Raw genomic sequence first — 12,303 nt, 5'->3', positions numbered from 1 at the left:
GTGCAGTGCCTGTAGGAGCAGCCTTGTGCTGCGAAGAGGCCGGTACTTGCTACCTCACAGCCAGTAGGTCACCGCCCACCACCCCAGCCCACCCATCACTACGGTATAGGGCAAGGCCATCCACACCATCCGCCCGTACGACAGCCGGATCAGCGGCGCAATCGCCGAAGTCAGCAGGAACAGGAAGGCCGCCTGCCCATTCGGCGTCGCCACGCTGGGCAGGTTGGTGCCGGTGTTGATCGCCACCGCCAGCGTCTCGAAATGCTCACGGCTCATGCCGCCATTGAGGAACGCCTGCTTCACCTCGGTGATGTAGATGGTGGCAACGAATACGTTGTCGCTGATTGCCGACAGTAGGCCGTTGGCCAGGTACAGCATGCCTGGCTGCTGCTCGGCCGGTAGCGTCAGCACCCAGGCAATCAGCGGGCTGAACAGCTGCTGCTGATGAATCACCGCCACCACGGCGAAGAACACCACCAGCAACGCGGTGAACGGCATGGCGTCCTGGAAGGCACGGCCCAGGCGGTGTTCGTCAGTGATGCCGGTAAATGCCGTGATCAGCACGATCACCATCAGGCCGATCAGACCGACCTCGGCAACGTGCAGCCCCAGGCAGACGATCAGGATCAGTGCGGCGCACCCTTGCACCCACAACGCGATGCGTTGGGCAGTGGTGCGTGCGGCATCGTCCTCGGCGGCATAGGCGGCAAGCACCTGGCGCACTGGCTCGGGCATCAGCGTGCCATAGCCGAACAGGCGCAGCTTCTCCAGCAGCACGCAGGTCAGCAGGCCGGCGCCCAGCACCGGCAGCGACACCGGCGCCACCTTCAGGAAGAAATCGGCAAAGTGCCAGCCCATCTCATGGCCGATCAGCAGGTTCTGCGGCTCGCCCACCAGCGTGCACACGCCACCCAGGGCAGTACCCACCGCACCATGCATCAGCAGGCTGCGCAGGAACGCGCGGAACTGGTCGAGGTGTTCACGGTGCAATTGTGCGACCTGCTGGTCGCTGTCCAGCGCACTGTCTTCGCGCGGGTTGGCCCCGGAGGCGACGCGGTGATACACCGCATAAAACCCAACTGCGGCGCTGATGATCACGGCGGTTACGGTCAGCGCATCGAGAAACGCCGAGAGGAACGCCGACAGCACACAGAACAGCAACGCCAGGGTCGCCTTCGAGCGCACCCCCAGCAGGATGCGCGAGAACAGGAACAGCAGCAGTTCCTTCATGAAGTAGATGCCCGCCACCATGAACATCAGCAGCAGGATCACCGGAAAGTTGTGCTGCAGCTCTTCGTACAGGGCTTGCGGGGTGGTCATCTGCAACAGCAGCGCCTCGACCAGCAGCAGGCCGCCGGGCATCAGCGGGTAGCATTTCAGGGCCATACCCAGGGTGAAGATGAATTCGAGCACCAGTGCCCAGCCGGCCGCGACCGGGCCGACAATCAGTAGCAGCAACGGGTTGAGCACCAGGAACAGGCATATGACTGCCTTGTACCAAAGCGGCGACTGGCCCAGAAAGCTGTGGGCGAGGGCGCCGGTCAGGGAGCGTGGCATGAATTTGTATCCTTATGATTCGGCGATGGCGCACGGTGCCGGATCAGCGCGTGTTAGGCAAGGCGTACAGTCCCGTTTTTGGCACAAGCGCGGTCATCGGGGTGGGTTACCATCCGTGTCATGAACCCTTCACCCACAGGAGTGCCGCCCGTGACCGATTACAGCGCATTCAAGGTCGAACTGACCGATCATATCGCCCACGTTCAGATCAACCGCCCGGAAAAGGTCAATGCGATGAACGCGGCCTTCTGGGAAGAGATCATCGACATCTTCCGGTGGGTCGACGAAACCGACGCGGTACGGGCGGTGGTGATCAGCGGTGCCGGCAAGCATTTTTCCGCCGGTATCGACCTGATGATGCTGGCCTCGCTGGCCGGGCAGATGGGCAAGGACGTGGGCCGCAATGCGCGCTTCCTGCGCAGCACCATCCTGCGCCTGCAGGCGTCGTTCAATGCCGTGGACAAATGCCGCAAACCGGTACTGGCCGCGGTACAGGGTTACTGCATTGGCGGCGCCATCGACCTGATCTCGGCCTGCGACATGCGCTACTGCAGCAGCGACGCGCAGTTCTCCATCAAGGAAATCGACATGGGCATGGCCGCCGATGTCGGCACACTGCAACGTTTGCCTCGTATCATCGGTGACGGCATGATGCGTGAGCTGGCTTTCACCGGGCGCAATGTCGAGGCCGAAGAGGCGCTGCGCATCGGCCTGGTCAACCGGGTCTATGATGATCAGGCCGCGCTGATGGACGGGGTCTTTGCCATTGCCGGCGAGATTGCCGCAAAATCGCCGATTGCCGTGGCCGGCACCAAGGAAATGCTCAGCTACATGCGTGACCATCGCATCGACGATGGTCTGGAGTACATCGCCACCTGGAACGCTGCGATGCTGCAGTCCGAAGACCTGCGCGTGGCCGTGGCGGCGCACATGAGCAAACAGAAACCGACGTTCGCCGACTGATCAGGGCGGGGGACGCGCAGTAAAGGAACCCCCGACATGTCAGCACGCTGGACTACCGCAGTACTCGACCCGCAGATCACCGGGGGGCTGGCCGTGGCCCGCAGCCCGGAAGGGTTCCTGGTGGACGACAACGGCGCGCTGTTCCCCCGTGACTGGCTCAAGCGCCAGGACCTCGATGTGTTGTGCGAGCACGGCATCGGCCACTTCGACGGCCAGCCGGTGTTCCTGCTGGAGCTGCGCAGCGCCACCGACGTGCCCGGCTGCGCCTGGCGCGGCCTGCGTGCGTTCATGCTCGAAGGGGATTTCGACACCTACAAAGTGCTGGGCTATGCCGCGCAGATCGGCACCTGGGCCCGCGAGCACCGCTTTTGCGGCAGCTGCGGCCAGGCGATGACGCAAATCCGCTGGGAACGGGCGATGTACTGCCAGCCCTGCGACCTGCGCAGCTACCCGCGCATCTCGCCAAGCATGATCGTGCTGGTAACCCGTGGCGACGAAATCCTGCTGGCGCGTTCGCCACGTTTCGTTTCCGGGGTGTACAGCACTTTGGCGGGCTTCGCCGAACCGGGCGAGTCGGCCGAGGACTGCCTGGTGCGCGAAGTGCGTGAAGAGGTGGCGGTGGAGGTGCAGAACATCCAGTACATCGGCAGCCAGTGCTGGCCGTTCCCGCATTCGATGATGCTGGGCTTTCACGCCGAATATGCTGGTGGCGAGATCGTCATGCAGCCGGACGAGATCGAGGACGCCAAGTGGTTCAGCGTCCACGACCTGCCGCCGCTGCCGGCCGGGCGGTCGATTGCCCGGTATCTGATCGACCTTTATGTAGCCAGGCGCTCAGGCTTGCCCGAACCAGTGCTGCCACGCTAGGCGCACGGTCAATGCCAGCACCACGGTGATGAACACCGGGCGGATGAACTTGCTGCCGCCACTGATCGCCGTGCGTGCGCCGAAGAAGGCGCCGACCATCACCGACAGGCCCATGCACAGGCCGACGATGTAGTCCACCTGCCCGGAAATGATGAATACCGTCAGCGCTGCGATGTTGCTGACGAAGTTCATGCTGCGTGCCACGCCGCTGGCACGGACCAGGTCGATGGGGTACAGCAGCAGGGTGCTGACTGTCCAGAACGCACCGGTACCCGGGCCGGCCACGCCGTCATAGAAGCCCAGGGTGAAGCCTTGCGGTACCTGCCATTTCTTCCTGATCGGCGCATCGGCGTCCAGCGGCGCCTTGGGCGTGCCGCCGAACAGCAGGTACACGCCACAGGCGAAAACGATCACCGGCAGCATCTTGTTCAGCCATTCGGCCGGCATGTAGTGGGCGATGACCGCGCCGAGCAACGCCCCGGTCAAGGTGGCGAACAACGCAGGGCGCCATTGTGCCGGGTGGAACAGTTTGCGCCTGTAGTAGGTAAAGCCGGCGGTGGCCGAGCCGAAGGTGGAACTGAGCTTGTTGGTGCCCAGTACCAGGTGCGGTGGCATGCCGGCAGTGAGCAACGCCGGGGTGGTGAGCAGGCCGCCACCGCCGGCGATGGCATCGATGAAACCGGCGACGAAGGCGACCAGAGCCAGGATCAGCAGGGTTAGGGGTTCTACGGTGAGTTCGAAGGGCATGGGGTTTTGGCAGGCAGGGGGCAAGGGGCGGCAAATGGGCCGCGCTAGAAGGGTGACATGGTAATCCTGGGGGAGGTGTGTTGCCAGTGCCGGCCCTTTCGCGGGCTCGCCCGCTCCCACAGGTTATATGCACGTCTGAATACACGTGCGGTCCTTGTGGGAGCGGGTTCACCCGCGAAGAGGCCGGTACAGGCAATCACATCAGCTACGGATAAACGCCAGCAAATCCGCATTGATCACATCGGCATGGGTGGTCGGCATGCCATGCGGGTAGCCCTTGTAGGTTTTCAGCGTGCCATTGGGCAGCAGCTTGGCCGATAGCACCCCGGAGTTTTCATACGGCACGATCTGGTCGTCGTCGCCATGCATCACCAGTACCGGCTGTTTGATGCCTTTCAGGTCTTCAGTGAAGTCGGTCTGCGAAAACGCCACGATGCCATCGTAATGGGCCTTGGCGCTGCCGATCATGCCCTGGCGCCACCAGTTGCCAATGATGCCCTCACTCGCTTCTGCACCAGGGCGGTTGTAGCCGTAGAACGGCCCGGCCGGTACATCGCGATAGAACTGCGCACGGTTGCTGGCGACCTGGGCCTGGAAACCGTCGAAAACGGATTTGGGCAGGCCACCGGGATTAGTGGGGGTTTGCACCATCAATGGCGGTACGGCGGCGATAAGCACGGCCTTGGCCACCTTGTCTTCAGGGTGCCGGGCCATGTAGCGCACCACTTCGCCACCGCCGGTCGAATGGCCGACATGCACGGCGCCCTGGATGCCCAGGTGAGCGACAACTGCTGCCACGTCGTCGGCATAGTGGTCCATGTCGTGGCCGTCCCATACCTGGCTGGAGCGTCCATGGCCGCGGCGGTCGTGGGCGACCACGCGGTAACCGTGGGCGAGGAAGAACAGCATTTGCGCGTCCCAGTCGTCGGCACTGAGCGGCCAGCCGTGGTGGAAGTGGATGACCGGCGCGTCGCGCGGGCCCCAGTCCTTGTAGAAGATCTGTACACCATCCTTCGTGGTTACATAGCTCATGGTCGGTCTCCTGTGTGCAGGAAGCGAAGGGAGCTATTGAGGATAGGAGGAATTTATCCTGGCGCTGGAATTTGTATTGGCAGTACCGGCCTCATCGCCGGCAAGCCAGCTCCCACAGGTACTGCGCAGTATTTGCAACCTGTGGTGATCCTGTGGGAGCTGGCTTGCCGGCGATAGGGCCAGAACAGGTTATGGGAACCAGAGCCGGGCGTCTCAGACGCGGTCGCGCATCCGGTACCAGGCCTTGGCCGCAGCCTCCAGCGGCGCCGCCAGCAGGTCGCCGCCGGGGAAGCGGCCGTTGTCGATGCCTTGGTACAGTGTCAGCAAGTCGTTGTCACCCAGAATGGCATCGCTCACGGCCCGCGCCGCCGCCAAGGTCGGCAGTACACCGTGGCCGGAGAAGCCCTGCAGCCAGTAGCGCTGGCCCTCGCGGCCGACATCCGGGGTGCGCTGGATGCTGCAATCGATATGGCCGCCCCAGGCGTAGTCGATGGCTACGCCGGCCAGTTGCGGGAACACCCGCTCCAGGTAGGGGCGGGTAGCGCTGGCGACGTCCTTGGGAATACCGCCCAGGTAGGTGCAGCCGCCGCCGAACAGCAGGCGGTGGTCAGGGGTGAGGCGGAAGTAGTCGGGCACGAACTGGTTGTCGATCACGCAACTGTTGCGTGGCAGCAGCGAACGGGCGAAGTCCGCGTCCAGTGGCGCCGTGGCCACCTGGTAGGACCCGACGGGCAGCAGGCGGCGTGACAGGCTGCGGTCGAGGCGGTCGATGTAGGCGTTGCAGGCCAGTACCAGCACGTCGCTGCGCACTTCGCCACGCACGGTGCGGGCGATGTAGCCGCTACCGGTCTGTTGATAGTCGAGCACCTGGCTTTGTTCGAAGATGCGCCCGCCAGCTGCCTCGATGGTACTGGCCAGACCCTGGGCCAGTTTGAGCGGATTGAGGTGGGCGCCTTTGGCGTCGTATAGCGCGGCCTGGTAGCGCGGGCTGTCGATCCATTGCGGCAGCTCGTCGCGGCCGATCAGGCGCAGGGCGTCGTAGCCCCATTTGTGTTCGGCCTCGTGCAGGGCCTCCTCCAGCAGCTTAACCCTGCGCGGCAGCACGGCAGCCCACAGGCTGCCCGATCGGTAGTCGATGTCGAAGCCATGGCGCCCGGGCAGTTCGCGCATTTCCTCGGCTGCCCAGCACATGCTCGCCCACAGGCGTCGAGTGCGTTCGACGCCCAAGGCCTTCTCCAGCGGCGGCATGTCGCACGACCAGCCGAGCAGTGCCTGGCCACCGTTGCGGCCGGACGCGGCCCAGGCCACGCGGCTGGCTTCCAGCAGCGTTACACGCTTGCCGGCCTGGGTCAGGCGCAGGGCGGTGTGCAGGCCGCTGAAACCGGCGCCAATGATCAGTACATCGGTGTCGTGGCTGCCTTGCAGGGTGGGGTGCAGGGGAATGCTGGCGGGGTAGGTCTGGGCGTAGTAGCTGGCGACGTGCTGGGCGGATTGTTTGAACATGCAGGGGTCTCATGAAATTTTTTGTGTTTATTTTCATGAAAACTTAGCAGTTAAATTTCATGGTGCCAATGTATCGGGCAGGACTTGTGGTTTGCCTGAGTGTTAGGTAATGCCTGATCTGGCCCTATCGCCGGCAAGCCAGCTCCCACAAGATCGCCACAGGTCTTGAATACTGTGCAGTACCTGTGGGAGCTGGCTTGCCGGCGATAGGGCCAGAAATGACAGTGCAAAAGCTTCAGGTTGCCGCTTTTTTCCGGGGCTGTCGCGGCTTGCTGGCAGTTTTGGCTCCAGCTGTCTTGCTCTTCCCGCCACTCCGCCGCTTCTTCTTCCACGGCGGCGCAGCCCCGGCCGCCGCCCCGCTGATGGTCATGCGCATGCCGCTGCAGCGTTCGACCAGTTTGCCCATCCATGCCGACTGCCGGGCGACGAACTCCTCCAGCGTCATCTCGCCACTCTGCACCATGTCCAGCGCCTGCTCCCAGATTGCCGTGGTGCCCGGGTCGGCAATGGCGCGTGGCACGGCGTCGATCAGGCTGAAGGCCGCAGGGGTGGCGGATAGGGCCTTGCCGTTCTTCACCAGGTAACCACGGTCAAGCAGGCCCTGGATGATGCTGGCGCGGGTGGCTTCGGTGCCGATACCGGTGGTTTCCTTGAGCTTCTGCTTCAGCCGTGGGTCGTCTACCAGCTTGGCGACGTTCTTCATTGCCTTGATCAGGTCGCCTTCGGTAAACGGCTTGGGCGGCTGGGTCCACAGGTCCTTCAGTTGTAGACCCTGCACTGTGCAGTCCTGGCCTTCGCGCAGCGCTGGCAATACCTGAGCCGGTGGTGCCTCGCGGCCCTTGGCCGGGGTCAGCGCTTCGGGCAGCGCACGGCGCCACCCCGGTTCGACGATCTGCTTGCCCACCGCGCGCAGGGCATGCCCGGCACAGTCGAAGTCGGCCTGGGTGCGGTCGAACTCGTGGTTGGGCAGGAATTGCGCCAGGTAGCGGGCGCGGACCAGGGTGTACACCGCCTTGTGCTTGGCCGGCAGGCGCGACGGGTCGCTGGCGGCAGCGGTGGGGATAATGCCGTGGTGGGCGCTGACCTTGGCGTCGTTCCACGCCCGTGAACGGCGCTGCGGCTCCAGGTAGGGTTGCAGCGGCGCCAGGCTGGCATCAGCCCGTTGCAGTGCAGCAAGGATGGCCGGTGCTTCGCCGTGCTGGCTTTGCGGCAGGTAGCCACAGTCACTGCGCGGGTAGGTGATCAGCTTGTGGGTTTCGTACAGGGCCTGGGCTATGTCGAGGGTTTCCTGGGCGCCGAGGCCGAACTTTTTCGAGCACAGCTCCTGCAGGGTGCCAAGGTCGAAGGGCAGGGGTGCCGCTTCACGCACGCGCTCGGTGGTCACCTTCACGGCCCTGGCAGTGCCGGCCTGGTTGATGTCGCTGGCGGCCTGTTGCGCCAGGGCCTGATTCAGGCAGCGGCCTTGGTCGTCGCAGGCGTCCTCGGGAGCGCGCCACTGGGCTAATTGAAGCCCTGGCCTGAGTGCTCCAGCTGCACTTCGATGGCCCAGAACGGAACCGGCACGAAGTCGGCGATGCTGCGGTCGCGGTCGACCACCAGGCGCAAGGTTGGCGTTTGCACCCGGCCCACCGGCAACACGCCCTGATAGCCCGACTGGCGGCCCAGCAGGGTGAACAGCCGGCTCATGTTCATGCCAATCAGCCAGTCGGCGCGCGATCGGCCCAGCGCCGAGTGGTACAGGTTGAAGGTTTCATGGCCCGGCAGCAGTCGCGCCAGGGCCTTGCGAATGGAGGCGTCGTCCAGTGCCGACAGCCACAGGCGCTGCACCGGGCCGCGGTAGCGGCAATGCTCGACCAGTTCGCGAGCGATCATTTCGCCCTCGCGGTCGGCGTCGGTGGCGATCACCAGTTCGCGCGCTTCGCCGAGCAGGCGCTTGACCGCCTTGAACTGGCTGGCAGTCTTGGGCTTGACCAGCATCTTCCATTTGTCCGGAATGATCGGCAGGTCGGCCAGGTTCCAGCGCTTGTAGCGTTCGTCGTAGCTGTCGGGCGGAGCAGTTTCCAGCAGGTGGCCGATGCACCAGGTGACGCAGACGTCAGTGCCTTGCCAACAGCCATCGCCCTTGCGGTTGGCGCCGAGCACTTTGGCGATGTCTTTTGCCTGGGAGGGTTTTTCGCAGAGGAACAGGCGCATGGCCGGGGACGCTTCATCGGGGGTGATGGGCGATAGGATGCGCAAGCGAGGGCGCGGAGGCAAGTTTTATCTGGATGGATGTACAGGTTTTTTCAGAGCAGATGTGTTTTGCTGTGCCTGCCTCTTCGCGGGCTTGCCCGCTCCCACAGGTACTGCACAGTATTCAATATCTGTGGGGTCCTGTGGGAGCGGGCAAGCCCGCGAAGAGGCCGGTACAGGTATCAGGCGCGCGAGTCGCGCACCATGTCCACGTGCGGGATGCCGGCTTCGAGGAACTCTTCGCTGACTACGCGAAAGCCCAACCGCTCGTAGAACGGCGTGGCATGCACCTGGGCACTGAGCATCTGTTGCTTCAGGTCGCGGTTCTGGGCTTCGACAATCACCGCGTTCATCAACGCGTCACCCACCTTCAGCCCGCGCCAGTCCTTCAGTACCGAGACCCGGCCAATGGTGCCGTCAGGCAGCAGGCGGGCGGTGCCGATCGGATAGTCGCCTTCCAGGGCCAGGAAGTGCGCGGCGGTCGGGTCATCCGAGTCCCACTCCAGCTCCGGCGGCACGTGCTGTTCGGCAATGAACACCGCTTCGCGGATGCGGCGGATGTCGGCGTTGTCCTTGTGCCAGTCGGCAAGACGCACACGAATCTTATTCATCGGCGAATCCCAGGCTTCCTTGTTTGACCAGCTGCTGTACCAGCATAAGGCCATCTTCATCCTGCAGCCATTCGCCCAGGTTGTCGATGTGCAGGGCGTCGGCCGCACAAACCAGCTTCAGCAGCTCGCGCAGTTTGCCCGGCAGCGGGCAACTGCGGCCGCTGGCGAACAGCAGCAGGTCTTCTTCGAATTCCGACCAGGCCAGGCGCGCGCTCGGGTTGCGGATCAGGATGGCGCCCTGTTCCAGGGCATCGATCAGCTCTTCCTCGGACAGCTCTTCACCGACGATCTGCTCGGGGTAGCGCGGCTCGGTCATGAACTGGCCGAACCAGGTCAGCAGCAGGTCCTTGTCGCCCATGTGCTTGTCGAGCAGCGCCTTCAGGCGGTCGAGAGCGTCGTGCTGGATCTGGTGCGGGTCGCTGACCGGCTGGGCGTCGGCGTCGCTGTAGCGTTCTTCGTCGGGCAGGAACTGGCCGAGGAAATCGGTGAAGTGGGTCAGCACTTCGGCGGCGCTTGGTGCGCGGAAGCCGACCGAGTAGGTCAGGCAGTCGTCCACGGCCACACCGTAATGGGCCAGGCGCGGTGGCAGGTAGAGCATGTCGCCTGGCTCCAGTGTCCACTCCTCGCTCTGCTCGAAGTCGGCGAGGATGCGCAGGTCGGCCGTGCTCCAGCAGCGAACTGTCGCTGCTGCACATCTGGCCGATCTTCCAGTTGCGCTGGCCGTGGCCCTGCAGCAGGAACACGTCGTAGTTGTCGAAGTGCGGGCCGACGCTACCACCGGGGGCGGCAAAGCTGATCATCACGTCATCGATGCGCCAGCTGGGCAGGAAACGGAAGTTTTCCAGCAGCTCGGCTACTTCCGGGACGAACTGGTCGACAGCCTGCACCAGTAGGGTCCAGTCCTTTTCCGGCAGCTCGGCGAAGGTGTCTTCGGTGAACGGGCCGCGGCGCAGCTCCCACGGGTGCGCACCGTGCTCGAGCACGATACGCGACTCTACTTCCTCTTCCAGGGCCAGGCCGGCCAGCTCGTCGGGGTCGATCGGGCTGATGAAGTCCGGGAAGGCCTGGCGCACCAGCAGCGGCTTCTTCTGCCAGTAGTCGCGCATGAATTCGCGGGCCGAGATGCCGCCGAGCAGCTGCAGTGGAGTATCAGGATTCATGTTTCAACCTATTGAAAAAATGTAATTTCTTTCCGGGAATAAAAACGCCCGGCCAGGCCGGGCGTTGAACGCGACGGTCAGCTTAGATGCGTTTGGCCTGTGCTGCCGCGTTGCCGATGTAGGTAGCAGGGGTCAGCTGCTTGAGCTCGGCCTTGGCGTCGGCTGGCATGTCCAGGCCGTCGATGAAGGTCAGCAGCGCTTCCGGGGTAATGCCCTTGCCACGGGTCAGCTCTTTGAGCTTCTCGTAGGGGTTCTCGATGTTGAAGCGGCGCATCACGGTCTGGATCGGCTCGGCCAGCACTTCCCAGCAGGCGTCCAGGTCGGCGGCGATGCGGGCTTCGTTGACTTCCAGCTTGCCGATACCTTTCAGGCTGGCTTCGTAGGCGATGACGCTGTGGGCAAAGCCCACGCCCAGGTTGCGCAGCACGGTGGAGTCGGTCAGGTCACGCTGCCAGCGCGAGATCGGCAGCTTGCTGGCCAGGTGCTGGAACAGCGCGTTGGCGATACCCAGGTTGCCTTCGGAGTTTTCGAAGTCGATCGGGTTGACCTTGTGCGGCATGGTCGACGAGCCGATTTCGCCGGCAACGGTCTTCTGCTTGAAGTAGCCCAGCGAGATGTAGCCCCACACATCGCGGTCGAAGTCGATCAGGATGGTGTTGAAGCGGGCGATGGCGTCGAACAGCTCGGCGATGTAGTCGTGCGGCTCGATCTGGGTGGTGTACGGGTTGAACTGCAGGCCGAGCTCGTCTTCGATGAAGGCGCGGGCGTTCTGCTCCCAGTCGATCTGCGAGTAGGCCGAGAGGTGGGCGTTGTAGTTGCCCACGGCGCCGTTGATCTTGCCCAGCAGCGGCACGGCGGCCACCTGGGCGATCTGGCGCTCCAGGCGGTACACGACGTTGGCCAGTTCTTTACCCAGGGTGGTCGGCGAAGCCGGCTGGCCATGGGTGCGCGACAGCATTGGTACATTGGCGTGGGCGTGGGCCAGGGCGCGGATGGCATCGGCGATCTGGCGCATCAGCGGCAGCAGCACTTCGTCACGGCCGGCGCGCAGCATCAGGGCGTGGGACAGGTTGTTGATGTCCTCGCTGGTGCAGGCGAAGTGGATGAACTCGCTGACCTTGGCCAGCTCAGGCAGCTTGGCCGCCTGCTCCTTGAGGAGGTATTCGATCGCCTTGACGTCGTGGTTGGTGGTGCGCTCGATTTCCTTGACGCGTTCGGCGTGCTCGAGCTTGAAGTCGGTGGCCAGGCTGTCCAGCAGGGCGTTGGCTTCGGCGGAGAACGCCGGCACTTCGCCGATCTGCGGGTGGGCGGCCAGGCGCTGCAGCCAGCGCACTTCGACCAGGGCGCGGAAACGGATCAGGCCGAATTCGCTGAAAATGGGGCGCAAGGCCTGGGTTTTGCCGGCATAACGGCCGTCTACAGGGGAAACCGCAGTGAGCGAAGAGAGCTGCATGGGGTGTTCTCGGACAGTCAGGCTTTTGGAAGGGCGCATATCATACATGAAAAATGCGCCCGAGTCGGGTGGCTGACCAAAGGTCGGCCGTACAAAAGTGCTTGATGCGATCCCGTGGGAGCGGGCGTGCCCGCGAACACCGGCGAAGCCGGTGCCATCCACCGAGTTGCCTGTTTCG

At 63.9% G+C, this 12,303-nt stretch carries 8 protein-coding genes and 2 pseudogenes; 2 read left to right on the top strand and 8 right to left on the bottom strand.

The window, feature by feature from the left end; translation table 11 throughout:
- Positions 1-54: 54 nt before the first annotated feature.
- On the bottom strand, positions 55-1,557 hold the full coding sequence (gene nhaB / locus QIY50_01400) for a sodium/proton antiporter NhaB (GenBank protein ID WGV20989.1): 1,503 nt from the start codon (positions 1,555-1,557) through the stop codon (positions 55-57).
- 150 nt (positions 1,558-1,707) lie between these two features.
- Here nhaB and QIY50_01395 point away from each other — a divergent pair, with 150 nt between their 5' ends.
- Both QIY50_01395 and nudC read left to right on the top strand, forming a co-directional pair.
- Entirely contained in the window at positions 1,708-2,520 is an 813-nt protein-coding gene (locus tag QIY50_01395; protein WGV20988.1) for a crotonase/enoyl-CoA hydratase family protein, read from the top strand.
- A gap of 36 nt (positions 2,521-2,556) precedes the next feature.
- Complete coding sequence (gene nudC, locus QIY50_01390; GenBank protein WGV20987.1) at positions 2,557-3,387, top strand: NAD(+) diphosphatase; 831 nt, start codon at positions 2,557-2,559, stop codon at positions 3,385-3,387.
- Here the strand turns inward: nudC and QIY50_01385 are convergent.
- The 7 genes and pseudogenes from QIY50_01385 to purB form a co-directional block, all read right to left on the bottom strand.
- The gene (locus tag QIY50_01385) at positions 3,355-4,134 is read right to left on the bottom strand and encodes a TSUP family transporter (protein ID WGV20986.1); all 780 of its coding nucleotides are present in this window, start codon (positions 4,132-4,134) and stop codon (positions 3,355-3,357) included. The genes nudC and QIY50_01385 overlap by 33 nt on opposite strands.
- Before the next feature lie 201 nt (positions 4,135-4,335).
- Positions 4,336-5,166 carry an alpha/beta hydrolase gene (locus tag QIY50_01380; protein ID WGV20985.1) on the bottom strand — a complete coding sequence of 277 codons (831 nt, stop codon included), beginning with the start codon at positions 5,164-5,166 and terminating at the stop codon, positions 4,336-4,338.
- Between the two features lie 213 nt (positions 5,167-5,379).
- Positions 5,380-6,669: an FAD-binding oxidoreductase gene (locus QIY50_01375; protein ID WGV20984.1), complete on the bottom strand. Its 1,290-nt coding sequence runs from the start codon at positions 6,667-6,669 to the stop codon at positions 5,380-5,382.
- A 235-nt stretch (positions 6,670-6,904) separates the two neighbouring features.
- Positions 6,905-8,862 (bottom strand): annotated as a pseudogene (locus QIY50_01370) (DNA topoisomerase III).
- A 221-nt stretch (positions 8,863-9,083) separates the two neighbouring features.
- Positions 9,084-9,512: a GNAT family N-acetyltransferase gene (locus QIY50_01365; GenBank protein WGV20983.1), complete on the bottom strand. Its 429-nt coding sequence runs from the start codon at positions 9,510-9,512 to the stop codon at positions 9,084-9,086.
- Positions 9,505-10,672: pseudogene (locus tag QIY50_01360) on the bottom strand (cupin domain-containing protein). Before QIY50_01360 ends, QIY50_01365 begins: the two are co-directional and overlap by 8 nt.
- 82 nt (positions 10,673-10,754) lie before the next feature.
- The gene (gene purB / locus QIY50_01355; protein WGV20982.1) at positions 10,755-12,125 is read right to left on the bottom strand and encodes an adenylosuccinate lyase; all 1,371 of its coding nucleotides are present in this window, start codon (positions 12,123-12,125) and stop codon (positions 10,755-10,757) included.
- Between the last annotated feature and the right edge of the window lie 178 nt (positions 12,126-12,303).

The organism is Pseudomonas putida (assembly GCA_029953615.1).
Taxonomy (GTDB): Bacteria; Pseudomonadota; Gammaproteobacteria; order Pseudomonadales; family Pseudomonadaceae; genus Aquipseudomonas.
This window is presented reverse-complemented; position numbering and strand designations above follow the sequence as displayed.

Coding starts and splice junctions, on each gene's coding strand:
- purB (WGV20982.1), bottom strand. CDS start 12,125: ATGCAGCTCTCTTCGCTCACTGCGGTTTCCCCTGTAGACGGCCGTTAT.
- QIY50_01385 (WGV20986.1), bottom strand. CDS start 4,134: ATGCCCTTCGAACTCACCGTAGAACCCCTAACCCTGCTGATCCTGGCT.
- nudC (WGV20987.1), top strand. CDS start 2,557: ATGTCAGCACGCTGGACTACCGCAGTACTCGACCCGCAGATCACCGGG.
- QIY50_01365 (WGV20983.1), bottom strand. CDS start 9,512: ATGAATAAGATTCGTGTGCGTCTTGCCGACTGGCACAAGGACAACGCC.
- QIY50_01380 (WGV20985.1), bottom strand. CDS start 5,166: ATGAGCTATGTAACCACGAAGGATGGTGTACAGATCTTCTACAAGGAC.
- QIY50_01375 (WGV20984.1), bottom strand. CDS start 6,669: ATGTTCAAACAATCCGCCCAGCACGTCGCCAGCTACTACGCCCAGACC.
- nhaB (WGV20989.1), bottom strand. CDS start 1,557: ATGCCACGCTCCCTGACCGGCGCCCTCGCCCACAGCTTTCTGGGCCAG.